Raw genomic sequence first — 22623 nt, forward strand, 5'->3', positions numbered from 1 at the left:
CAGGATCACATCCCGTACGCCCTCGTTCACCCTTGGCCACCCTTGAGCGCTTTCATTAAGCGTTCAACCGTTCCTCGGGCACGAAGGCCCCCGCCTGGCGGCGGGGCCCCGGTTCACCGATCAGGACTTCTGAACTTCGGCGATCTCGAACTCGAAACCTGAAGCGGACGCGCGAATCCCCTTGGTGGAGGCGATCACGTTCTTGAGCTTCTTGGAAAGCGCCTCGTAGAACATGCTGAGCGGAAACTCATCCGGAAGCACATCGTCGACCAGCTTACGAGGCGGCTGGGTGAGATCGAGGGCGTCGGGGCCCTTGGCCCAGCGCGAGCCGGGGTGCGGGGCGAGATACGTCGAGACCAGTTCGTACGCGGCGAACCAGTGGACCAGCTTGGGGCGGTCGATGCCGGCCCGGTAGAGGTCCTCGATCTCCGCGCAGAGCTGGTTGGTGATCCGCGGGGCCCGCTCCCAGTCGATGCGCAGGGTGTTGTCCGTCCAGCGCACCACATCGTGCTGGTGGAGATAGGCGAACAGCAGCTGGCCGCCGAGTCCGTCGTAGTTGCGTACCCGCGCGCCGGTGACCGGGAATCGGAACATCCGGTCGAAGAGGACGGCGTACTGGACGTCACGGCCCTGCGCGACCCCGTCCGCCTCCAGCCGTACGGCCTCCCGGAACGCGGTGAGGTCGCAGCGCAGCTCCTCAAGGCCGTACATCCAGAACGGCTGGCGCTGCTTGATCATGAAGGGGTCGAACGGCAGGTCGCCATGGCTGTGCGTGCGGTCGTGGATCATGTCCCAGAGGACGAACGCCTGCTGGCAGCGGTCCTGATCGGCGACCATCGCGCTGATGTCGTCGGGCAGTTCGACGCCGAGCGTACGGACGGCCGCGTCGATGACCCGGCGGAACCGGGCGGCCTCGCGGTCGCAGAAGATCCCGCCCCAGCTGAACCGCTCCGGAGCCTCGCGTACGGCGATGGTCTCGGGGAAGAACACCGCGGAGTTGGTGTCGTAGCCGGAGGTGAAGTCCTCGAAGGTGATGCCGCAGAAGAGCGGATTGTCGTAGCGCGTGCGCTCCAGTTCGGCCAGCCACTCGGGCCAGACCATGCGCAGCACGACCGCTTCGAGATTGCGGTCGGGGTTGCCGTTCTGCGTGTACATGGGGAAGACGGCGAGGTGCTGGAGGCCGTCCACCCGGTCCGCGGCGGGCTGGAAGGCCAGCAGGGAGTCCAGGAAGTCGGGGACGTCGAAGGCACCGTCGGCCCATTTGCGCAGATCGGCGACGAGCGCCGTGTGGTACGCGGAATCATGCGGGAGGAGCGGGGAAAGCCGCTCGACCGCGGCGATCACCCGGTCGATCGTCACCTCGACGAGCGAGCGCGCCGGGGCGCCCTCGGCGTCGAAGTCGATCGAGCCGTCCTTGGACTGCCAGGGCCGGATCTCCTCGACGGCGTTCTTGAGCTCCCGCCAGGCCGGGTGATCGACCACCCGGGCAGCGCTCGATATGCCGGGTACGGCGGCGTCCTGCGCAAGGATTTCCGTCATGTCACTTCCTCCACGGGAGAACTTGGCGTCAAGACACCGTATAGGCCTTCAGTTCTCCCTTACAAGCGGCACTGGCACAAATTATCCTGCGCACCCCCCATGGTCACCGTCATTTTTCCCGTGATCCAGGGGTTGGACACTCGTAACCAGCGTAGCGCCGCGGGCTTCGACCGGCCTCCGGACTCCTTGGCGCGCGGCCGGGTCCCAGGCAGGGGCCCGGCCATTAGGCTGCGCGCGGGAGCCGCCGTCGACGGAAGCGAGATCGTCTTGACTTTCCAGACCATCGGTCATCGTGGAGTGATGGGTGTCGAACCGGAGAACACCCTTCGCTCCTTTCTGCATGCCGAGCGCGCGGGCATGGACGCCATCGAACTGGACCTCCATCTGACCAAGGACGGCGCCCTCGCCGTCATGCATGACACGGACGTGGACCGTACGACCGACGGAACGGGCGCGATCGCCGACCGGACCCTCGCCGAGCTGCGGGAGCTGGACGCGGGGAGGGGCGAGCGCGTCCCGGTCTTCGAGGAGGTGCTGGACGCCGTACGGTCGCCGCTCCAGGCCGAGATCAAGGACAGGGCCGCGGCCCGCGCGCTGGCGGAGGTGATGCTCCGGCGCGGGCTCGTGGAGCGCGTCGAGGTGTCGTCGTTCCATGACGAGGCGGTCGCCGAGATCGCCTCGCTGGTGCCGGGCGTGCGTACCGTACTGATCGCCAGCCGCTGGGGCGCCGACATCGTGGACCGGGCCGGGGCGGTGGGCGCCGCCAGGCTGGCTCTGAACATCCGGAGACTGACCCTGGAGACCGTGGAGCGCGCGCACGCGGAGGGGCTGGGGATCATCGGCTGGGTGGTGAACACCCAGGACCAGCTGCGGCTGGCGCGGGCGTTCCAGCTCGGGGCGGTGACCACCGACTTCCCGGAGATCCGGCGCACGGGCCGGTTCACCGCCTGAACCCGCGCGGGGCCCGGCAAAGGCCGCGCGGCGATGCCGCCCGCGGCTCTCCGGGCCCGTACCGGCGTTTCAGCCGAGCCGCTTGACCAGCAGTTCGAACTCCAGGTCGTCCCGCTGCGGGATACCGAAGCGCTCGTCGCCGTACGGGAAGGGGTACAGCTTTCCCGTACGGCGGTAGCCGCGCCGCTCGTACCAGGCGATCAGTTCCTCCCGGACCGTGATCACGGTCATGTGCATCTCCCGTACGCCCCAGGTCTCGCCCGCGACGCGCTCCGCCGCCGCCATGACCTGCTTGCCCAGGCCGGAGCCCTGCGCGCCGGGCGATACGGCGAACATTCCGAAGTAGGCGGCGTCCCCGCGGTGTTCGAGCTGGCAGCAGGCGACCAGTTCGCCGTCCCGCTCGACGGCCAGCAGCCGGCTGCCGGGTGACTCGATCACTTCGAGCACCCCTCGCGGGTCGGTTCGCTGCCCCGCCAGGATGTCCGCCTCGGTGGTCCAGCCCGTACGGCTGCTGTCCCCCCGGTACGCCGACTCTATGAGGGCGACGAGCGCGTCGGTATCGGCCGCCGTGGCGTCCCGGTAGACCGGTTCGCCGGTCCGGTGCGGGGCGTTGGGGTGGCTGGCGGCGTCCATGGTGCGCGATCTCCTCTGTCCTGGCTGCGGGGTTCCTGGCCAGGGCTGTCCCGGCTACGGCTGTCCTGGCTGCGGCACTGGTCTCCGCAGCCTAGCGCGAGGAGCCGCGGAGACCTGGACAGGCCCTGGACGAGTAAGAGGCCGCGCAGATAGGTGGGGTGGAGGAAGGAGCGGGGCGAGGGGCAAGCCCGGCAAGGCGGAGGAGGAAGGCGACGCGGAGGGGGCACCTCCCACGCCCTCAAGGCTGTGGGGGAGTCGGCGCCCGACGACAACGCCGACGGGCGCCGCCCATCGGCACGCGACGCCGCCCCACCTCTCCGCGCGGCCTCTCAGTCCGAAGTCCCGCGTCAGCCCTTCACCGCCCCGACCAGCCCGTTGACGAAGTACCGCTGGAGGCTGAGGAAGAGCAGGATCACCGGGATGACCACGATGAGCGCGCCCGCCATCAGATTGTTGTAGTGCGGCACGTTCTCCGCGGAGAGGTACTGGAGTCCCAGCGGCAGGGTGTACGTGGACGGATCGTTCAGGGAGACCCGGGTGAGCAGGAACTCGTTCCAGGTCGGGATCGCCGTCAGCAGCGCGACCGTGATCAACGCGGGTCTGGCCAGCGGCAGATAGACGCCGGTGAAGATCCGCAGCTCGCTCGCCCCGTCGACGCGCGCGGAGTCGCGCAGCTCACTGGGGACGGCGAGGAAGGCGCCGGTCATCAGCAGCACCGAAAGGGGGGCGCCGCCGTTGACGAAGGGCAGCACCAGTCCGAAGTGCGTACCGAGAATGCCCAGTTTGTTCTCCAGCAGCACGATCGGCAGCATCACCGTGATGCCGGGCACGAACAGCAGGGAGACGAAGAGCTTCTGAAGGGCTCCCCGGCCGGGGAAGCGCAGCACGGCGAAGGCGTAGCCCGCCGCCGCGTAGATCACCAGCGTCAGCACCACCGTATAGGCGGTGACCAGCAGGCTGTTCAGGAAGAAGTCGAAGAAGTGCAGCTTGTTCCAGGTGGCAACGAGGGTGTCGAACGTCGGGTTGTCCGGGATCAGATGCCCACCGCGCACGACCTCGATCTGGTCCTTGAAGGCGGCGGACACCATCCAGAGGAACGGGTAGACGCTGACGAGTCCGTAGAGACCGAGGAGTACGCCGACGACGGTACGGGCGACGAGCCGGCGGGTGCGCGCCCGGCTCTCGTCGGGCGGACCGGGCTCGGCGGGCGGACCGGGCTCGGCAGAGGGACCGGGACGGGCTTTCATGGTGGGCGAGGTCATGTTCTGCTCCGCAGCGCTCGCAGATTGATCAGGGCGAGGACCAGCGCGACGGCGAACAGGATCCAGCCGAGCGCACTGGCGAGCCCCAGGGTGGGCGCGAGATTCTTGAGGAACGCCAGGCGGTACGCCTCCAGGCCCAGCACATTGGTGTGGTCACCGGGGCCGCCGTTCGTCATCACCAGGAAGGTCTGGAAGCCCTGGAGCGATTCCCGCAGATTGAGGAGCACGACGATGGCGGTGATGGGCCGCACCAGCGGCCAGACCACCGAGGCGTTGGTACGCCACCAGCCGGCGCCGTCCAGTTCGGCGGCCTCCAGCACGCTGCGGTCGATCCCTTGCAGACCGGTCAGATACAGCAGCATCGCGACCGGAACATGGCCCCAGACCGTCACCACGATCATGGTGGGCATGGCGGTGGCCGGATTGCCGAGCCAGCCCTGCGGCTGCTGGAGGGAGCCGAGCCCCAGACCGTCGAGGAGGAAGTTGACCGCGCCGTCCGGCTGGAGGATGTACTGCCACGCGAAGAAGACCGCGACCCCGCTGGTCACATAGGGCAGGAAGTACACCGAGCGCAGCACCGACCGGAACCGCTTGACCCGGTTGAGCAGCACGGCCAGCGGAAAGGCGACCGCGACGGTGAGGGCGGGGGCGGCGATCATCACCCAGAGGGTGTTGACCGCCGCGTGCCGTACCCGCGGTGCGTAGACCGGGCTGCGCCACAGCAGATCGGCGTAGTTGTCAAGACCGACCCAGGTCCAGTTCGGGGTGAAGCCGTTCCAGGTGGCGAAGCTGAGCGCGAAGCCGTATCCGACGGTGTACAGGCCCATCACACAGAACAGGACCACCGCCGGGCCGACGAAGAGGTATCCGGTGAGCGTCTCGTACGGACGGATGCGCCGGCGGGGAGCCGTCGTCACCGCGCCGCCGCCCAGTAGGAGGCGTTGAGTTCGCGGAGCTTCTTCGCCGTCTGCTCGACGGACTGCTGCCCCAGCGGGGTGAGGTCGGCGAGGATCGCGCCCGCGTCGTCCTGCTCGTAACCCGGCGCGCGGAACTCGTTGCCGCGGCTGGGATCGTAGGTGTTCCGCTCGGTGCCCTTGAAGCTGTCGACCATGGCGGAGAGCGCCGGGCCGAGTACGGCGGCGGAGTCGGCGCCGAGTTCGGTGGCCGGGACATCGGAGGCGTCCTTGGCGAAGCGCGCGGCGACGTCCTTGCCGGAAAGGAACTCCAGCCACTTCTTGGCGTTGTCGGGCTGCTCACTGGTGGCGGCGACGCTGAGGCTGGTCAGCGCGAGCGGGCCGAGCGCGCGGTCGGGGACGGCGCCGTCCTTCGGGGAGGGCAGTCCGAACGCGAACACGTCGTCGGGGTTCATCCCGTTCTGCTTGAGGAAGGCGAGGGTGAAGGTGCCGCCGATGTTGAAGGCCGACTTGCCCTGCGCGAAGGCCTGGTCCGCCTGGTCGATGGTGAGGGACTGGCTGCCCGGCATCCAGTACGGGGTGAGCTGGTCGTACATGCTCAGGACCTTGATGCCGTTGGGCGAGCCGAAGTCGGCGCCCGGGTCCTTGCCGAACAGGCTCTCGTACCCCCGCTGCCCGAGCTGGCTGAAGGCCAGCGGCTGGAGGACCCAGGTCAGACCGGTGGCCTGGACCTTGAGGCCGAGCGACAAACCACCGGTCTTCGGGTTCTTGGCGGTGGTCGCCTTCAGGGCGTCCAGGAAGCCCGCCCAGTCGGCCGGCGGCTCGGTGATGCCCGCCTCGGCGAGCATCTTCTTGTTGGCGTAGACGATCCCGAAGGTGCCGACGCTGAGCGGCACGCTGTAGCGGGCGCCCTTCTCGATGCCGTGGTCCCTGGCGGCCTCCGGCTGCGAGTCCTTGAACCGCTGGTCGGTGACGAGTCCGGACTCCCTCACGGGCTCCTGGATACGGCCGGCCCAGTCGCCCGTGAAGTCGGCGGCGAGGTCGGAGAGGATCCCCGCCGCGCCGAAGACCCGGTCCTCGCCGTCGGAGTGCACTTCCAGCACATCCGGCAGATCTCCGGTCTTCGCGGCGCTCTGCACCTTGGTGGTGTAGGCGTCGTCGGGTGTGTAGGCCTCGACCGAGACCGAGATACCGGTCTGCTTCTTGAACTCGGCGGCGGCGTTGCGCAACGCGCCGACATGGGACTGCTTGAAGGTCCACATCTCCAGTGAGGTGGAGTTCCCTCCGGAGTCGGAGGAGCCGCCGCAGGCGGAGAGAGTGGTGAGCGAGAGCGCCGTGGCGACGGCGACCGCCACGAGCCGGACATTCCTCGACATAGGTATACGCATGGCCCCTACCTAAGGATCAACCGTTCAGAAGGCCGAATGGCGTTGGAGTGACTGAACTTATGGTTGGGGTGATATAGCGTCAAGACGCACGTCGAGATTCGTGCCGACCGGTTCGCCGAGGGGCGCCGGTACGAGAAGCGGAGGTTCCGTGGAATCGGTGGCAGCAGCAGCGCGGGGGCGCAAGCCCGAAGAGGTCAAGTCCGCGGCTCGGGTGCTTGAGGTGCTCGAACTGCTGGGCGCGGAAGGCGCCCGGCTCTCGCTCGCCGAGCTGGCCGGCACGATGGCCGTGCCCAAGAGCAGTCTGCACGCGATCCTCCGCACGATGGAGGCGCGCCGCTGGGTGGATCTGGATCCGTCGGGCACCCGCTACAGCCTCGGCCTCAAGGCCCTGTTGACGGGTACGGCCTATCTGGAGGGCGACGATGTCGCGAGCCTCGCGGGCCCGGTGCTCGACACGCTGGCCGAGGAGACGGGCGAGTCGGTGCATCTGGGCAGGCTCGACGGTACGGACGTCGTCTACCTGGCCAAACGTGAGTCCCGGCATGCCCTGCGGATGTACTCGGCGGTGGGCCGCCGACTGCCAGCGCACGCCACGGCGCTGGGCAAGGCGATGCTCTCCCTCTACGACGCGGCCGAGGTCAGGATGCGGCTCAACTGGCCGCTGGAACGGCTCACTCCGGACACGGTGACCGACCCGGACGCGCTGCTGAGCCAGTTGTCCGAGACGCGGCTGCGCGGATGGGCGATGGACGACGGGGAGAACTCGCCGGACATCCGGTGTGTGGCCGTGGCACTCGGCACCGGCCACGGCGGCGGCGACGCGATCAGCTGCTCGGCGCCCAAGAGCCGGATGGACGACGCCCGCGCCGAGGAGATCGCCCTCGCGGTCACCGAGGCGGCCCACTCGCTGAGGACTCTGCTCAAACGGCTCGGGCAGCACTGACGTCGTACGGCGGACCATTTGGTAGAGTCGTTGACAAATAAATCTCCCTCTCCGTACGTTCGGATGGCAGTACATCATTCCGCTACCCGTACAGCGAAGTTCGCTGGGCCCCTGCCGCGCAACCCCGATGGGCGCGCAACACCGATGGGAGTGTGCAACGACCATGACGTCCGAGACATCCGATGCCCGGAGGGCCCTGGTGGTCCGTGGCGGCTGGGAGGGACACCAGCCCGTCGCGATCACGGAACTGTTCCTGCCCTTCCTCCGCGACCGCGGCTATGACATCCGGATCTCCGACACCCTGGACGTCTACACGGACGCCGGGCTCCTCGCCGCCACCGATCTGGTGGTCCAGTGCTGGACGATGGGCGAGCTCACCGCCGAGCAGAGCGCCGGACTCACCGCGGCGGTCCGGGCCGGCACCGGACTGGCCGGCTGGCACGGCGGGATCGTGGACTCCTTCCGGGGCGATGTCGGCTACCAGCTCCTCACCGGCGGACAGTTCCTGATGCATCCGCCCGGCTTCTCCGACCACGGGGTCACGCTGGTCAAGGAGCGCGCCGACCATCCCGTGATCGCCGGACTGAGCGACTTCCGTGTCCATACGGAGAAGTACTGGCTGGCCACCGACCCGCTGATCGACGTCCTGGCGACCACGGAGTTCGCGGCCGACGAGGAGCGGGCGCGGCCGGTCACCATGCCGGCGGTCTGGACCAGGACCTGTGGCGAGGGGCGGGTCTTCGTCTCCACCATCGGCCACAAACCGGACGACTTCGATGTGCCCGAGGTACGGGTGCTCACCGAGAGGGGACTGCTGTGGGCGAGCCGCTGAGGATCGGCATGGTGGGCGCGGGCAAGATCAGCGGCGCCTATCTGGACACCCTGGAACGGCTGGAGGACGTCACGCTGACGGCCGTCACGGATCTCGACCAGGACCGCGCCGCGACGGCCGCCGCCCGGGTGCCGGGCGCGGCGGTCGTCGGCTCGGTGGCCAAGCTGGTGGCACGCCCCGATGTCGACGCCGTACTCAATCTGACGATCCCGGCGGTCCACGCCGAGGTCGCTCTGACCGCGCTCGCCGCGGGCAAGCATGTGTACGGGGAGAAGCCGCTGGCCGCCACGCGCGCGGAGGCGGACCGGACGCTGGCCTCGGCCGAGGCGGCCGGACTGCGCGTCGGCTGCGCGCCCGACACCGTGCTCGGTACGGGCGTCCAGACGGCCCGCAAGGCGGTCGACGACGGGCTCATCGGCACACCGGTCGCCGCGACCGCCTTCATGACCACGGCCGGCCATGAACGCTGGCACCCGGACCCCGAGTTCTACTACCGGCGGGGCGGCGGGCCGCTGCTCGACATGGGTCCCTACTACCTCTCGGCGCTCGTCCATCTGCTGGGCCCCGTCATCACGGTCACCGGCGCGGGATCCCGGCCGCGAACCGAACGGGAGATCGGCAGCGGGCCGCGGGCCGGTGAACGGTTCGCGGTAGAGGTCGACACCCATGTCACGGGCGTACTGCGGCACGCCAACGGCGCCCTCACCACACTGGTGATGAGCTTCGACATCCAGGCCGCCCGGCTGCCCCGTATCGAGGTGCACGGCACCGGGGCCTCGCTCTCCGTCCCCGACCCGAACGGGTTCGACGGAACGGTCGAGCTGCACCGGGGCACCGGCGAGTGGGAGGCGCTGCCGGTCACGGCCGGATATGTGGGGGCGGGGCGCGGCACCGGCCTCGCGGATCTGGCCACGTCGCTCGCCGCGGGCCGCCCGCACCGGGCGTCCGCCGAACTGGCGCGCCATGTCCTCGACATCATGCTGACGCTGCTCGACTCGGCGCGGGAGGGCAGGGCGCTCCCGGTGGAGAGCTGCTGCGTCAGGCCGGAGCCGGTACGGCACTGAGCGCCGTCCGGCGTCAATGCGGCCTCTTGTCAATTCACTTACTTTCCGGTGGCTTCGCGATTCGTCAATTTATTTAACTGACAATTCCGATGCGGGCCGTCACCACCAGGAAGAAGAACGAAGAGGCAAAGCCGTTGACTTGATAACACACCTGGTTTTACATGGCGGTTACTGGCTGGACAGGAAGGGCCGTCCATGTATGACCGCAGGAAGTCCGGAGAGGCGCGGATCCGTCATTTCCTCGCCGCCCGTCTGCGTCCCGCGCTGTACACCGAGCGGCTTCCGCTGGATATCGGTGCCTGGCACATCCCCGGGGAGCCGGTGCCCGTCGATGTGGCCCTCCGGGCCGACTACACACCGTTCTTCGTGGGCGACGCCTGGGGCCGTCCCTGGTCCACCAGTTGGTTCCAGGTGCACGCCGCCGTCCCGCAGCGCTGGGCGGGCGAGCGGGTGGAGGCGGTCTTCGACCTCGGCTTCGAGCCGGTCTCCGAGACCGGCTCCGACCTCGGCTTCGAGACCGGCTCCGAGCCCGGCTCGGGCTTCGAGGGCCCGGACACGGGAAGCCGTGCCGTGGGGCTCGTCCACGACGCGCACGGCATCCCTCTCCAGGGGCTGCACCGGCGCCACCGGTCCCTGACGGTGTCGGCCCGGGCGGGCGGCGGCGAGCAGGTCCGGCTGTTCGTCGAAGCCGCCGCCAATCCGCCGATCGACCCGGCCACCGGCGCGGGTGCGCGGTACGGGGACCCGGTCACCGCGGGGGACGAGCCCCTGTACCGGCTGCTCCGCGCCGATCTCGCCGTACGTGACGAGGGCATCTGGCAGCTGATCCATGACATCGATGTCCTGGAGGGTCTGACGCGCGCGCTCCCGCCGGAGCTGCCCCGCCGGTACGCCATCCTGCGGGCCCTCGAAGAGGCCGTGGACGCCGTCGATCCACGCGATGTCGCCGGGACCACCGCGCACGCCCGGCGGATCCTCGCCCCCGTACTGGCCCGTCGCGCGCACGAGTCCGCGCACACCGTCGCCGCCGTCGGCCGCGCGCCCCTGGGAGCGGCCCGGCTGGGACCGGCGCGCGAGTCCGTACGCGAGACCGCCCGCGCCTTCAGCACCATGACCGCGCTGGCCGAGGAGTACCCGGAACTGACACTCGCCGCGCCCTCCGCCCAGCGGTACGCGTGGATGAAGGACCGCCATCCGCATGTCTTCGAGCGGGTGCGCAAGTCCGTCGCCGACGGCAACTGGGTCCCGGTCGGCGGCATGTGGGCCGAAGCCGACGGGAATCTGCCCGGCGGCGAGGCGCTGGCCCGCCAGTTCGTCCAGGGCCGCCGCTTCTACCGCGAGGAGCTGGGCACCGACACCGACGGTGCCTGGCTGCCCGGCGCCTCCGGACTGAGCGCCGCGTTCCCGCAGTTGGCGGTGCTCGCCGGAGCCCGCTGGTTCCTCGCGGAGAGCTCCGGCCCCGTACCGCACCACACCTTCTGGTGGGAGGGCATCGACGGCACCCGTGTCTTCAGCCACTTCCCGTCCGGCTCCGCCCTCACTCCGGGCGAACTGTCGGGCGGGGAACTGGCCGACGTCGCGAAGGAGTTCGCCGGCCAGGGCGCCGCGGCCCGCTCCCTGCTGCCCCTCGGCGGCGCCGACGGTTACGGCCCCACCCGCGAGACACTGGAGCGCGCCCGCCGACTGGCCGATCTCGAAGGCTCGCCGCGCGTCGGGAGCCGGCATCCCGGGCACTTCTTCCGGGACGCCCTCGACGCGTATCCGGACGCGCCGGTGTGGCGCGGTGAGTTCCGCCCGGAGTCCCACCACGGCACCTACACCAGCCAGGCGCGCACCAAGCGCGGCAACCGCCGCGCCGAATCGCTGCTGCGCGAGGCCGAGTTGTGGTCGGCGACCGCCGCCGTCCGGGACGGCGTCCCCTATCCGTACGACGAACTCGACACCCTGTGGAAGAAGGTCCTGCTCCAGCAGAGCCACGATCTGCTGTCCGGCACCTCGACCGCCTGGGCACATCAGGAGGCCGAACAGCTCCACCGCGAGGTCCACCGCCGTCTGGAGCGGCTGATCCGCCGGGCGGTGGGAGCGTCCGACGGCGGCGACACCGCAGGCGTGTCCGTCTTCAACGCGGGCCCGCTGGCGCGCCGCGAGGTGGTGGTCCTGGACCAGGACCGGCCGGCGGGCGGCGGTCAGCGGCTGGCCGGTGGACGGGTAGCCGTACTGGCCGAGGCGCCGGCCCTCGGCCGCGGTGCGGTCCTCTCGGAGCCCACCGGTACGGTCCTCTCCGAGCCCGGCGGCGCGGTCCTTCCGGGGCCCGCCGGGATCGCGCCGGTGACCGTGCGGCCCGCGGACGGGGGCGGGCGGCTGCTGGACAACGGACTGCTGCGGATCCATGTCGACGCCGACGGGCTCGTACGCTCCGTGCTGGACCTCGCCACCGGCCGGGAGGCCATCGCGCCGGGAGCGGCGGGCAATCTGCTGCGGCTGCACCGCGACGACCCGCCGCGCTGGAGTGCCCGGAACCTGGACGCCCGCCACCGCGAGGTGTTCCGCGACCTCGACGGGGCCGACTCGGTCGAAGTGACGGCCCGGGGACCGCTGTTGGCGGCCGTCCGGGTGGTACGGAACACCGGCAGGTCCACGATCGAGCAGACGCTCTCGCTGACCGCCGGGGGCCGGTCCCTCGTGATCGACACCGAGGTCGACTGGCGCGAGCGTGACACTCTCCTCAAAGCGGTCTGGCCGCTCGACGTACATGCCGAACACAGCAGCGCGGAGATCCAGTTCGGCCATGTCGCGCGCCCCACCCACGAGAACTCCGGTGGGGACGGGGCCCGTTGTGAGCTATGGGCGCACCGCTGGATCCATGTGGGCGAGCACGGCTGGGGCGTGGCGCTGGCCGGTGACTCCACCTACGGCTACGACGTCTCGCGCCACACCCGCGAGGACGCCGGTACGACCACCACCGTACGGCTCACCCTGCTGCGCGCCGCGCACAGCCCCGACCCGCACGCCGACCGGGGGCCGCAGCGCTTCAGGCACGCGGTACGCCCGGCGGCGGGGATCGGTGACGCGATCGCCGAGGGGTACGCCGTCAATCTGCCGCTGCGCCCCGGGCCTTCGGTGGCCGCGGGATCCGCCGCGCCGCCGCTGATCTCGGTGGACGATCCCGATGTGATCGTGGAGGCGGTGAAATTCGCCGACGACCGCTCGGGAGATGTGGTCGTACGGCTCTACGAGTCGCGCGGCGGCCGGGCACGTACGGCGCTCTCCGCCGATTTCCCGGTGGCATCGGTGTGCGAGACGGACCTCCTGGAGGAGCCGGTCGCGGCGCGCCCGTACGAGAACGGCTCGGTCGCGCTGGCGCTGCGGCCCTTCCAGATCCTGACGCTGCGGCTGACGCCCGGGGACCGCCCGGCGGCGGACCGCACAGGGGAAGTCCGTACGACGGCGGTCCGTACGACGGCGGTCCGTACGACGGCGGTCCGTACGGCTTCGGCCACGGGCCGTACCCCGGCACGCCGCCGGGCCGGAGGAGGCACTGGTGCCTGAGGCCCCCCAGGACGACGGCCCGGTCGGCTCTATGCCCCCGGAGCACCGGGCCGTCTTGCACCGCTGGGCCGAGGAGGGCGGCCCGCTCGCGATCCGGGCGAGTGTCGTCCTCCTCGCCGCCGACGGGCTGCGCGACGCCGAGATCTCCCGTCGGCTCGGCGTGTCCCGGCAGACGGTTGGTACCTGGCGGCAGCGCTGGACGAGCGCGGGAATCGACGGCCTCGGCCGGCGCCCGCGCACCGGCCGGCCCGCCACCGTGGACGAGGCGGAGGTCGTCACCCGTACGCTGCTGGCCCCCGGTGGCAGCGGCGCCTCGCGCGCGGTCGCCCGGGAGCTGGGCCTCTCGCACGCCACGGTCGCGGGGATCCGGCGGCGCTGGCGGCTCTCCCCCGACGAGACCCCCGCTCCGTCCGTACCGACCAGGCCACCGCTGCCCAGCGGCGAGGTCTGGGTGATGGGCCTGTACGTGGACCCGTGGCGCGCCGTGCTCCTGGCGGGCACCCGGCAGGGGGCGCCCCGGCAGTCCGCCGCGGGGACCGTGCTCGGCACGGACGTACTGGCCGGACTCGACCGGGCGGTGGAGGCCGCGCTGACGGCGGCGACGGCTCGCACTGCGGACGACTCCTCACCGGCGTACGGCGGACTGGCGGAGTATCTGGCCGAGGCGGGCCGCAGCCATCCGGACCTCGGGCTGCACGCCATCACGCTCCGGGAGACGGTGGACGACGGCGGCTTACGTCAACAGGACATACCCCCAGGACTGGTGACGGAACATCGGATACCAGCACGCTCGACCTGGCGCACCTTCCTCCGGGCCATGATCGCGCTCGACAGCACGAGCCATCCGGAGTCCTCGCGGCGCGTCTATCTCGATCTGGCGGCCGAGCTGGAACGCTACGCGACGGCGCGGCCCGACACCCCGTGCGCCGCGGTGCGCTGGCTGCGTGAGAACGTCGCGGGCCATCCCGGCACGGACCGCCGCACGGACAGCACGGCGGGAAGCCAGTCCTGGAGCGGGGTCAACCAGATCGATCTGGGGTCGTTCAACGAGTGTGTGGTCATCGAGACGGTACGGCTCTCCGGCACCATCACCCGGGGCGAGATCGCCCACCGCACGGGCCTCACCCAGCAGTCGGTCTCCCGGATCGCCCGCTCGCTGCTTGACCGGGGCATCCTCATCGAGGACGCCCAGCTGCGCGCCACCTCGGGCAAACCCCGTACGCCGGTGCGGCTCTGCGGGACAGCCGCCCACGCGCTCGGTATCCATATCGACCCCGAAGTGCTCACCGCGGTCGTCATCGACCTCGACGGCGCGATCGTCCGTACCCGCACCCGGCCCGTGAGCGCCGACATCGATCCCGCGGAGTTCGTCGAACGGGTGGCCGCGCTGGGCCGGGAGACACTGGCGGAGGCGCGCGGGTCGGTACGGGAGGACGGCTTCCTCGGGGTCGGGGTCGCCGTGCCGGGACCGGTCGACATCGCGTCGGGCACGGTGCTCGGACCGCCGCTGATGTCGGCCTGGGGTGATCTGCCGCTGCTGTATCTGCTCCAGGACCACTTCCCGTGCCCCGTCCTGATGGAGAAGGACTCCACCGCGGCGGCGGCCGGCGAGCGGTGGATCGGGCGCGACCGCAGGGCCAGGGACTTCGCATATCTCTATCTCGGTACGGGCGTCGGTACGGGGCTCTATCTCAACGGCGATCTGTACCGCGGGATCAGCGCCAACGCCGGGGAGTTCGGCCAGTTGTGCGCCATCGCGCTGGGACGGCTGGCCAAGGACGGCAGACCGGAGATCCTTCCGGAGTGCAATCCGCCGGTGTCCGTGCCGGAGCTCGCGGTACGGGGCGGGATGCGTCCCGTACCGGCCGCGCCGGGAGGTACGTCGGGGAGCACCGCCGCGTACCTGGCGGTGGGCGAGGCCGCCGCGGCGGGCGACCCCGCGGCGGCGGCGGCCGTACGCGAGGTCGCGCAGGCGGTGGGGCGGGGGGCGCTGGGCATGGTCGATCTGCTGGACATCGATCTGATCGTGCTCGGCGGCCCCTTCTTCACCGAGGACGTCGCCGACTTCTATCTGGACGAGATCGCCCGTACCGTCAACGCGTTCCCGACGGCCAGACGGCTGCGGCGGGTCGCGGTCGAGCCGTCCGTGCTGAGCGCGGAGGCCGCCGCGGTGGGGGCGGCGTCGACCATCTTCCACGCGACATTCACCCCCCGGCTACGGGGGCGGGAGAGCCGGGCACGGCATCTGCCGGCCGGCTGATACGGAGGGGCCGCCGGGGATGTCCCGGCGGCCCGTACGTCATCGCCCGTCGTGTGATGTGGCGTCAGATCCTGGGCGGGGTGGGCCTGGTGGCCGTCAGCCCGATCTGGCCCTTGAGCATCCGGCCGCCGTCGCCGGTCAGCCGCAGGTAGTAGTCGGACGAGCAGGAGGTGCCGTCCTCGTCCAGCGCCCAGATACCCGACCCGGACGGCACCTGCGCACCGGTCTCGGCGGTCTTCGCGATCTGGTTGCCCTCGTTGAACTCGTCGAACATGGAGATGTAGATGCCCTGCGCGCCGACCCGCACCATGTTGTAGAACTGCCGCCACATGAAGTCACCGTGGGCGCGGTGGCGTTCCTGGAGATCGCCCGGCATCACGCACGGCTGGTAGTCGATGCCGCGGGCGTTGCATTCCGCCTGGTCGGGGGTGTTGACGTCGCGGAAGAACCGGTCGGTGTCGGCGACGTTGCCGATCCGTCCGACCATCCAGGGCGAGATCATGTTGAACGCGCGGTACACGTCCTGGAAGCCGGGGCGCGAGTCGTCCGTGCTGTTGCGCCAGTGGGTGGGCACGCCGCCGATGACATAGCAGCCCTGGGCCTTGAACCAGTCCACGACCTCCTTGCACGGCGCGGGCGCGAAGGGCCGGCCGGGGTCGTTGAAGCCGAAGCCCCAGATGCACACCACCGGCTTGCCGTTCTGCTTCGCGTAGGCGCTGGACGCGGTGTGCGCCCTCATCTTCGACGTCCAGTCCTCCTTGATCTGGGACTGCATGGACGTCCAGCCGGTGACGTCGTACATGATGTAGAACTTGCGGCCGTTGGCCTCGGCCGACTGGCGCACCTTCTGCGCCATCGCGTCCCGGGTCGGGCCCTCCGGGCTGAAGGGGTTGAAGCGCTGGAGCGCGGCCGTGTCGCAGTTGTTCTCCCGCATCCAGCGGAAGTGCGTGTCGACCGTCTGCTGGTCCCAGGAGGAGAACAGTGTGGCGGGCTGGCCGCTGTTCAGGTTCGGGTAGGCGGTGGGGTAACCGCGTGAGTATTCCCGCATGTCCGGCCACGACTTGATGGTGGTATTGCTGAGCGACGGCGGCTGGCTCATGTTCTGACTCCAGTGCCACCACCCATTGATGGGGGCGCCGTCACCGGTACAGGCGAACCAGCCCTGGTAGCCCACCGTGATTTTGCCGACCACATCACCGGGGGGACTGGCGGTGGGTCCCAACTGTGCTCGGCGACGCGGTTCGGAGGCCGACGCACCCTGCTGGGCTGCGCCGACGCCGGCGATGGCGGCCGAGGCCGCCAGCGCGGACGCGAGGGCCGACCGTCGTGACATATGCATGGGGGAATGCCTCCCACTCGATATCTGCCAGAATGCGCAAAGCCCTCGGGAGTGGGGGGATTTACAGGCGGCGGCAGTCCGCCCGGCCCCCAAGGGCACGCCTTCGCAAAGTAGTCGGGCGCTACCGTCACCACAAGTCCACGCGCACCAGGAATTCGAACGGAATAAGCGAGGGCGTGTCAGCCGATTTTCTTTACGCTTTCCGTTTCCAGCGAAATGTGAATGACCGAACGGCGTTGCCCCGCCGGACCCGTGACCCCCGGTGCGCTCCCCCTGTGTCCCTCTGCGCTCGTATGCGCATCGGCGGTGCCGGGCATCCCCTGGACGAGTCCGTTGACGGGGGAGGTGCGATGCACGGACCTGCGATGTCCAGCTGGCTGCTCGTCGCGCTCTGCGCGGCGGCCGGGAGCTACTGCCTGCTCCGGCTGCGCGACAGCGTGGGCGAACAGCGCGGTTCGGTGGGCGGCGAGGCCCTGATGGGGTTCGGGATGGCGGCCATGGCGGTGCCCGCCGCCGTACTGACGCCGCCCCGGTGGGTCTGGGCGGGATACGTGGTGGTGTTCGGCGGGGCTGCGCTCCACACGCTCCTGCGGGCCGGCGGAAGGGGACACCGGCTGCATCATCTGCTGGGGATGCTCGCGATGGTCTATATGGCCGGGGTCATGACCGTCGCTCCTGCGGGGGCGCACAGCGCGCACACGGTGGCGGGGGCGGCGGGCACGGGCAGCGGAGCGCCACTGCTCACCGGCGTGCTGCTGGTCTACTACGCCGGCTATGTGCTGTGGGCGGGCGCCCGGCTGCTGCCGGTCCCCGCCACCGCGGGCCCCGAGGGGGGTGCCGGTACGGCCCTGGCGGGCTGGGGCGAGCGGCCCGAGCTGGCGCTGGTCTGCCGCCTCTCCATGGGTATCGCGATGCTGGCGATGCTGCTCACGCTCTGAGCGCGGCTGGTCCCGGCCGCGCGGTCCCGGCCGAGCGCTCCCGACCGTACGGTCCCGGCAGATCGGTCCCGGCAGATCAGTTCCCGCCGGCCCTGGCCGGGCGTGGCGATCCCGGAAGATCAGCGGCGACCGCGCCGAAACGTGTCGTGGGTCACTTGCCGGGTAAGGACATACCCTGAGTAGCGCTCCCCTCATACTCTGGTGACCATGTTGGTCTCCCTGGCACTGCTGTCGCTCGGTGCGCTGGCCGCCGTCGTCGCCCCGCGGCTCCTGTCGCGCGCCGACTGGCCGGAGCGCGAGCCCGTGGTGGCGCTCTGGGTGTGGCAGTGCGTCGTGGCGGCCGTGCTGCTGAGCTTCGCGCTCTCCATGATCTTCAGCGCGGCCGCCTCCTGGCTGCTCGTCCGCGGCCATGTCTTCGCGCCCGCCCCGCGCGCGGTCGTGGAGGCCTACGCCTTCGGTTCGCACGGGCCGTGGACCGCCGTACTGGCCGTACTGCTGGCCAGCGGTGGCCTCTGGACGGCCGCGATGCTCGCCCGTGAGATCCACCGGGCCCGCCGCCGGCGCCGGCAGCGCCGTAGGGAACTGCTCGTACGCTCCCCCGCGCTGCCCGGCGAGGAACCGCGCGACGAGCCGCTGGTGGTCCTGGAGGGCGAACGCCCCGGCGCGTGGTGGCTGCCGGGCGCCGCGCCCCAACTGGTCATCACCACGGCCGCGCTGCGCCGCCTGAAGGGGCGTCAGCTCGATGCCGTACTCGCCCATGAGCAGGGCCACGCGCGCGCCAGACACGACTGGCTGCTGCACTGCTCGGGGGCGCTGGCGAACGGATTCCCGCAGGTGCCGGTCTTCGCCGCGTTCCGCGACGAGATGCACCGGCTGGTCGAACTGGCCGCCGACGATGTCGCCTCACGGCGCTTCGGGCGGCTGACGATCGCGCTCGCGCTGGTCGAACTGAACGAGGACCGCGGGGTGTTCGGGCCCGGCACCACCCCTGACGCGCAACTGCCGCAGCGGGTGAACCGGCTGCTGTCGCCCGTACCCCGGCTCACCGCCGGTCGTCGGCTGCGGCTGACCGCGGCGGCGGCGCTGGTGCCGGTGGTGCCGCTGCTGGTCGCTTTCGTACCGGCGCTTCGCGCCCTGGGATAGCCCCCCGCGCGCCGTGTGCGCGAGGATCACCCCATGTCCTCGCCCTCGCCCTCCATGGTCTCCCCGCCGCCCCCGGCCCGTCCCCCGCGCGCCGGCCTCACCAGAGCGGGCTCGGTGGCCACGCTGCTGGCCGTCCTCTCCGCGGTGCTGACCGCCCTCGTCGTCGCGGAGTGGGGTCCGCTGTTCTCCTTCGACCGGTGGGTCGCGGAGGAACTGCACCGCCACGCGGTGGCCGAACCGGGCATGACCTGGATCAACCGGGTGCTCACCGACTGGGTCTGGGATCCCTGGACGATGCGGCTGCTGACCGCGGTGGCCGTGATCGCACTGTGGCTGCGGCGTGAGCGGCTGCTCGCGCTGTGGACGGCCGGAACAGCGGCGCTGGGCGCGGCCGTCTCCCAGGGAGCGAAGGCCGCGATCGGGCGTGAGCGCCCGCGGTGGCCCGACCCGGTCGACTCCGCGCAGTTCGCGGCGTTCCCCTCCGGACACGCCATGACCGCCGCGGTGACCTGCGGGCTGCTGCTGTGGCTGGTACGGCGTCACGGGGCCGGCGGGTGGCCCTGGCGTACGGCGGTCGTCGTCGCGGCCGTATCGGTGGCCGGGGCGGGCCTGACCCGGCTGTGGCTGGGGGTGCACTGGAGCGCGGACGTAATCGGCGGGTGGCTTTTCGGTGGCTGTCTGGTCGCGTTCTCGGTCTCGGTGTACGGGCGCGTGACCTTGTCCAGAAAGCGGTGACCCGGCGAGGATCGTACGTATGACCTTCAAGGGTGTGCTCTTCGACTTCTCCGGAACCCTCTTCCGTATCGAATCCGCGAGTTCCTGGCTGCGTGCCGTGCTCGACGAGGCGGGCATCGCCGTACCCCCCGACGAGGTGCGGCGCTACGCGATGCGACTGGCCGTCGCGGGCGCGCTGCCCGGTGGCTCCTCACCGGAGCGGGTGCCGTCGCACCTGGCCGAGCTGTGGGCCACCCGCGACGAGAGCGCCGGGAGCCACCGCGCCGCGTACACCGGGCTCGCCCGGCAGGTGAAGCTGCCCAGCCCGGTCCTGTACGACGCGCTCTACGACCGTCATATGACGCCGGACGCCTGGCGTCCGTACACCGACGCCGCCGAGGTGCTCGGCACGCTGCGGCGCGAGGGCATCGGCATCGCGGTGGTCAGCAATATCGGCTGGGATCTGCGTCCGGTCTTCCGTGCCCATGGCCTGGACGCGTTCGTCGACGCGTATGTGCTCTCGTACGAGCACGGTATCCAGAAGCCCGACCCGCGGCTGTTCCGGTCGGCCTGCGAGGAGTTGGGGCAGGATCCGCACGATGTGCTGATGGTCGGCGACGACCGCGGGGCGGACGGCGGGGCGGCGGAGCTGGGCTGCTCGGTCCATTTCGTGGACCATCTGCCGGTCGAGGAGCGTCCGGCGGGACTGCGGCCCGTTATCGCCCTGGCGAGCCGGGGACCGGTGCGATAGACCCGTAACAGAGCCGTGAACGAAGCCGCAAACGGGCGGCCCCGGGGCCCGAAACGGGCGCCGCGGCGCCGTCCGGGCATGCGGAAACCGCCTGCCTTGGACGATCCCCCGCGTCGCCCAAGGCAGGCGACAGCCCCGCTGACCAGGCCCGGAAGGGTCCGCGACGGGACGCACTGAGTATATTGGCTCAGAGCCAGTCAACGCAGGAGTAAAGCATGTCCCCGCGGAGCGCATCGGTCAATGAAGAGCTCCGTCGGCGCTCACGTGAGCGGTTGCTTCAGGCGACGGTCGAGTTGGTCGCCGAACGCGGTTACGAGGCCACGACGCTCGCCGATATCGCCGACCGGGCGGGTTCCGCGCGCGGTCTCGTCTCGTACTACTTCCCGGGGAAGCGACAGCTGCTGCAATCCGCCGTGCACCGGCTGATGCACCGCACGCTCCAGGCGGCCCTGGAACGCGAACCGGCCACGGACGACGGCGGGGAGCTGCTGGCACGGGCGATCGACGCCATTCTCGGACTCACCGAGGACAGCCCCGTCCTGATGCGGACTCATATGGCCGGCATTCTTCAGGCCGAGGGGTTCGTGCAGTGCCCGGAGCAGCAGCGGCTCGCGGGGCTGCTGCGGGAGACGGTGGAACGGTACGGCTCACGGGACCCGGACAGCGATTATCCGCTGCTGCGCGCCTTGTTGATGGGCGCGGTCTTCGCCGTTCTGATGCCGGGCGCGCCGATGCCGCTGCCACGGCTGCGGGCCGAGTTGTTCCAGCGCTACGGGCTGGAGTGGGAACTCGGCGTTCCGCCGGACGGCTGCCCGTCCGGCGGAACGAGTCAGGACATGATCCTTCAGTGGCCTGAGCGGTCGAAGTAGTCCGGCTGCGTCTGCACGTTCAGCTCGGACATCCGTACCCGCTTCGCCGGATCGGTCAGGCGGTCGTCGATCTTGAGCACATCGAAGCCCTTGACCATGTCGTTCGAGTAGATGTAGCCGTTGTAGTAGTACGAGGACCAAGTGCCCCCGCCGACCATGGTCTCGGCCGAGATCGGACCGCGCTCGAAGTACGCGATCTCCTTCGGCTTCGAGGAGTTGGTGAAGTCCCAGACGGAGACGCCACCCTGGTACCAGGACTGGACCATGATGTCGCGGCCCTTGACCGGGATCAGCGAGCCGTTGTGGGCGACGCAGTTCTCGGTGTCCGCCTGGTAGCGGGGGATCTTGTAGTAGCTGCGGAAGACGAGCTTGCGCTTGTCACCCTTGCCGACGATGTCGTAGATGCCGTCGGCGCCCCTGTTCGGACCGATCTCGGCGTTGCAGGTGGCAGAGCCACCGCCGCCCAGCTCGTCGGTGAAGACGACCTTGTTGGCCTCCTGGTTGAAGGTGGCCGAGTGCCAGAACGCGAAGTTGACATTGTCCTGGACCTGGTCGATCACCTTGGGGTGTTCCGGGTCCTTGATGTCGAACAGGATGCCGTCACCCATGCAGGCACCGGCGGCCAGGTCCTTGGATGGCAGCACCGTGATGTCGTGGCAGCCGGTGGTCGCCGAGACACCCGGGTTGGTGGGCGCTCCCGGGTTTCCGCCCTGCGGGAAGAGCACCGGGAAGTTCACGACCGCGGCCTTCTCCGGGGACTTGCGCGGCACCTTGATGACGGAGATACCGTCGTGCGGCGGCTGGCAGTCCGGGAACGACGCGCTGGGCGAGTACGAGGAGACGTAGATGTAGACGTCCTTGCGCTCCGGCACCAGCGTGTGGGTGTGTGAACCACACGCGGTCTCGACAGCGGCGACGTACTTGGGGTTCCGCTTGTCGCTGATGTCGAAGATCTTCATGCCCTCCCAGGACGACTTCTCCGTGGCGGGCTGCGTCGTGCTGTTGCACGAGTTGTCGCTGCGCGAGGAGTCGGTGGAGAGGAAGAGCAGATCGCCCGAGACCGAGATGTCGTTCTGCGATCCGGGACAAAGCACCTGCGCGACGGTCTTGGGGGACTTCGGGTTGCTGATGTCGAAGATCCGGAAGCCGTCGTAGTTGCCCGAGAAGGCGTACTTGCCCTGGAACGCGAGGTCCGAGTTGGTCCCCTTGATCAAGTCCTTGGGCACATTGGCGAGATGACTGATGTTCGGGCTGTGGACGATCTCGTCCACGCCGGGTATCTCGCCGTTCTGGATGGCTGACTTCACCTCGGCGGCCTGGCTGCTGGAGATCTTCTCCTTGGCCTGGCCGTCACCGGGGTCGGGTGTGGCGACCGCCGGACCAGCGGCCAGCAGAGTGGCGAAGAGCCCGGCCGCGGCTGCCGCCACGCCCAGACGTCTGCGCCGCACGCGGGTGGTGTGGAACAAGCTCACTACGTCCTCCCTTGTATCCCCGTTCAGAGAGAACGGGTCACGGACCTCGGCAGTATCGTCCC

Annotated in this window: 18 protein-coding genes; 11 read left to right on the forward strand and 7 right to left on the reverse strand. The window is 70.2% G+C overall.

Features of this window, described 5'->3' with window-relative positions; all coding sequences use genetic code 11:
* Nucleotides 1-120: 120 nt before the first annotated feature.
* Entirely contained in the window at nucleotides 121-1539 is a 1419-nt protein-coding gene (locus ACFRMN_RS06195; protein WP_383014027.1) for a DUF6421 family protein, read from the reverse strand.
* Nucleotides 1540-1839: 300 nt separating this feature from the next.
* Between ACFRMN_RS06195 and ACFRMN_RS06200 the strand changes: the two genes are divergently transcribed.
* Nucleotides 1840-2490 carry a glycerophosphodiester phosphodiesterase gene (locus tag ACFRMN_RS06200; protein ID WP_383014030.1) on the forward strand — a complete coding sequence of 217 codons (651 nt, stop codon included), beginning with the start codon at nucleotides 1840-1842 and terminating at the stop codon, nucleotides 2488-2490.
* Nucleotides 2491-2559: 69 nt separating this feature from the next.
* On the opposite strand, the gene ACFRMN_RS06205 is transcribed toward ACFRMN_RS06200, so the two are convergent.
* The 4 genes from ACFRMN_RS06205 to ACFRMN_RS06220 form a co-directional block, all read right to left on the reverse strand.
* The gene (locus tag ACFRMN_RS06205) at nucleotides 2560-3123 is read right to left on the reverse strand and encodes a GNAT family N-acetyltransferase (protein WP_383014033.1); all 564 of its coding nucleotides are present in this window, start codon (nucleotides 3121-3123) and stop codon (nucleotides 2560-2562) included.
* Nucleotides 3124-3470: 347 nt separating this feature from the next.
* On the reverse strand, nucleotides 3471-4385 hold the full coding sequence (locus ACFRMN_RS06210) for a carbohydrate ABC transporter permease (protein WP_383014036.1): 915 nt from the start codon (nucleotides 4383-4385) through the stop codon (nucleotides 3471-3473).
* Complete coding sequence (locus ACFRMN_RS06215; protein WP_383014039.1) at nucleotides 4382-5302, reverse strand: carbohydrate ABC transporter permease; 921 nt, start codon at nucleotides 5300-5302, stop codon at nucleotides 4382-4384. Before ACFRMN_RS06215 ends, ACFRMN_RS06210 begins: the two co-directional genes overlap by 4 nt.
* Nucleotides 5299-6675, reverse strand: a complete 1377-nt coding sequence (locus ACFRMN_RS06220) for an ABC transporter substrate-binding protein (RefSeq protein ID WP_383014042.1) — start codon at nucleotides 6673-6675, stop codon at nucleotides 5299-5301. Before ACFRMN_RS06220 ends, ACFRMN_RS06215 begins: the two co-directional genes overlap by 4 nt.
* 169 nt (nucleotides 6676-6844) lie before the next feature.
* Here ACFRMN_RS06220 and ACFRMN_RS06225 point away from each other — a divergent pair, with 169 nt between their 5' ends.
* The 5 genes from ACFRMN_RS06225 to ACFRMN_RS06245 all read left to right on the forward strand — a co-directional run bounded on the left by ACFRMN_RS06225 (nucleotide 6845) and on the right by ACFRMN_RS06245 (nucleotide 15335).
* A complete protein-coding gene (locus tag ACFRMN_RS06225; RefSeq protein ID WP_383014045.1) occupies nucleotides 6845-7630 on the forward strand; it encodes an IclR family transcriptional regulator in 786 nt (261 codons plus the stop codon).
* 163 nt (nucleotides 7631-7793) lie between these two features.
* Nucleotides 7794-8462 (forward strand): ThuA domain-containing protein, encoded by a 669-nt coding sequence (locus ACFRMN_RS06230; protein WP_383014048.1) that lies wholly within the window; start codon nucleotides 7794-7796, stop codon nucleotides 8460-8462.
* Nucleotides 8447-9526, forward strand: a complete 1080-nt coding sequence (locus tag ACFRMN_RS06235; RefSeq protein ID WP_383014051.1) for a Gfo/Idh/MocA family protein — start codon at nucleotides 8447-8449, stop codon at nucleotides 9524-9526. Before ACFRMN_RS06230 ends, ACFRMN_RS06235 begins: the two co-directional genes overlap by 16 nt.
* A 195-nt stretch (nucleotides 9527-9721) precedes the next feature.
* Complete coding sequence (locus ACFRMN_RS06240) at nucleotides 9722-13075, forward strand: alpha-mannosidase (RefSeq protein ID WP_383014054.1); 3354 nt, start codon at nucleotides 9722-9724, stop codon at nucleotides 13073-13075.
* A complete protein-coding gene (locus ACFRMN_RS06245) occupies nucleotides 13068-15335 on the forward strand; it encodes an ROK family protein (RefSeq protein ID WP_383014058.1) in 2268 nt (755 codons plus the stop codon). Before ACFRMN_RS06240 ends, ACFRMN_RS06245 begins: the two co-directional genes overlap by 8 nt.
* Before the next feature lie 64 nt (nucleotides 15336-15399).
* Here the strand turns inward: ACFRMN_RS06245 and ACFRMN_RS06250 are convergent, their stop codons facing one another.
* Complete coding sequence (locus tag ACFRMN_RS06250) at nucleotides 15400-16674, reverse strand: glycoside hydrolase family 71/99-like protein (protein WP_383014061.1); 1275 nt, start codon at nucleotides 16672-16674, stop codon at nucleotides 15400-15402.
* 350 nt (nucleotides 16675-17024) lie between these two features.
* Here ACFRMN_RS06250 and ACFRMN_RS06255 point away from each other — a divergent pair, with 350 nt between their 5' ends.
* From ACFRMN_RS06255 to ACFRMN_RS06275, 5 genes are all read left to right on the forward strand, one after another.
* Nucleotides 17025-17612, forward strand: a complete 588-nt coding sequence (locus tag ACFRMN_RS06255; protein ID WP_383014063.1) for a DUF5134 domain-containing protein — start codon at nucleotides 17025-17027, stop codon at nucleotides 17610-17612.
* 207 nt (nucleotides 17613-17819) lie between these two features.
* Nucleotides 17820-18755: a M56 family metallopeptidase gene (locus tag ACFRMN_RS06260; protein WP_383014066.1), complete on the forward strand. Its 936-nt coding sequence runs from the start codon at nucleotides 17820-17822 to the stop codon at nucleotides 18753-18755.
* A 33-nt stretch (nucleotides 18756-18788) separates the two neighbouring features.
* Nucleotides 18789-19490 (forward strand): phosphatase PAP2 family protein, encoded by a 702-nt coding sequence (locus tag ACFRMN_RS06265; RefSeq protein ID WP_383014069.1) that lies wholly within the window; start codon nucleotides 18789-18791, stop codon nucleotides 19488-19490.
* A gap of 19 nt (nucleotides 19491-19509) precedes the next feature.
* Nucleotides 19510-20220 (forward strand): HAD family hydrolase, encoded by a 711-nt coding sequence (locus ACFRMN_RS06270; protein ID WP_383014072.1) that lies wholly within the window; start codon nucleotides 19510-19512, stop codon nucleotides 20218-20220.
* Between the two features lie 215 nt (nucleotides 20221-20435).
* Nucleotides 20436-21089: a TetR/AcrR family transcriptional regulator gene (locus ACFRMN_RS06275; protein ID WP_383014075.1), complete on the forward strand. Its 654-nt coding sequence runs from the start codon at nucleotides 20436-20438 to the stop codon at nucleotides 21087-21089.
* Here ACFRMN_RS06275 and ACFRMN_RS06280 read toward each other — a convergent pair.
* The gene (locus tag ACFRMN_RS06280; RefSeq protein ID WP_383014077.1) at nucleotides 21065-22561 is read right to left on the reverse strand and encodes an LVIVD repeat-containing protein; all 1497 of its coding nucleotides are present in this window, start codon (nucleotides 22559-22561) and stop codon (nucleotides 21065-21067) included. The genes ACFRMN_RS06275 and ACFRMN_RS06280 overlap by 25 nt on opposite strands.
* Nucleotides 22562-22623 lie beyond the last annotated feature (62 nt).

It is taken from the genome of Streptomyces sp. NPDC056835 (genome assembly GCF_042789485.1).
GTDB lineage: Bacteria > Actinomycetota > Actinomycetes > Streptomycetales > Streptomycetaceae > Streptomyces.

Coding starts and splice junctions, on each gene's coding strand:
- ACFRMN_RS06260 (WP_383014066.1), top strand. CDS start 17,820: ATGTTGGTCTCCCTGGCACTGCTGTCGCTCGGTGCGCTGGCCGCCGTC.
- ACFRMN_RS06270 (WP_383014072.1), top strand. CDS start 19,510: ATGACCTTCAAGGGTGTGCTCTTCGACTTCTCCGGAACCCTCTTCCGT.
- ACFRMN_RS06275 (WP_383014075.1), top strand. CDS start 20,436: ATGTCCCCGCGGAGCGCATCGGTCAATGAAGAGCTCCGTCGGCGCTCA.
- ACFRMN_RS06210 (WP_383014036.1), bottom strand. CDS start 4,385: ATGACCTCGCCCACCATGAAAGCCCGTCCCGGTCCCTCTGCCGAGCCC.
- ACFRMN_RS06265 (WP_383014069.1), top strand. CDS start 18,789: ATGTCCTCGCCCTCGCCCTCCATGGTCTCCCCGCCGCCCCCGGCCCGT.
- ACFRMN_RS06220 (WP_383014042.1), bottom strand. CDS start 6,675: ATGTCGAGGAATGTCCGGCTCGTGGCGGTCGCCGTCGCCACGGCGCTC.
- ACFRMN_RS06255 (WP_383014063.1), top strand. CDS start 17,025: ATGCACGGACCTGCGATGTCCAGCTGGCTGCTCGTCGCGCTCTGCGCG.
- ACFRMN_RS06250 (WP_383014061.1), bottom strand. CDS start 16,674: ATGCATATGTCACGACGGTCGGCCCTCGCGTCCGCGCTGGCGGCCTCG.
- ACFRMN_RS06240 (WP_383014054.1), top strand. CDS start 9,722: ATGTATGACCGCAGGAAGTCCGGAGAGGCGCGGATCCGTCATTTCCTC.
- ACFRMN_RS06230 (WP_383014048.1), top strand. CDS start 7,794: ATGACGTCCGAGACATCCGATGCCCGGAGGGCCCTGGTGGTCCGTGGC.
- ACFRMN_RS06200 (WP_383014030.1), top strand. CDS start 1,840: ATGGGTGTCGAACCGGAGAACACCCTTCGCTCCTTTCTGCATGCCGAG.
- ACFRMN_RS06195 (WP_383014027.1), bottom strand. CDS start 1,539: ATGACGGAAATCCTTGCGCAGGACGCCGCCGTACCCGGCATATCGAGC.
- ACFRMN_RS06205 (WP_383014033.1), bottom strand. CDS start 3,123: ATGGACGCCGCCAGCCACCCCAACGCCCCGCACCGGACCGGCGAACCG.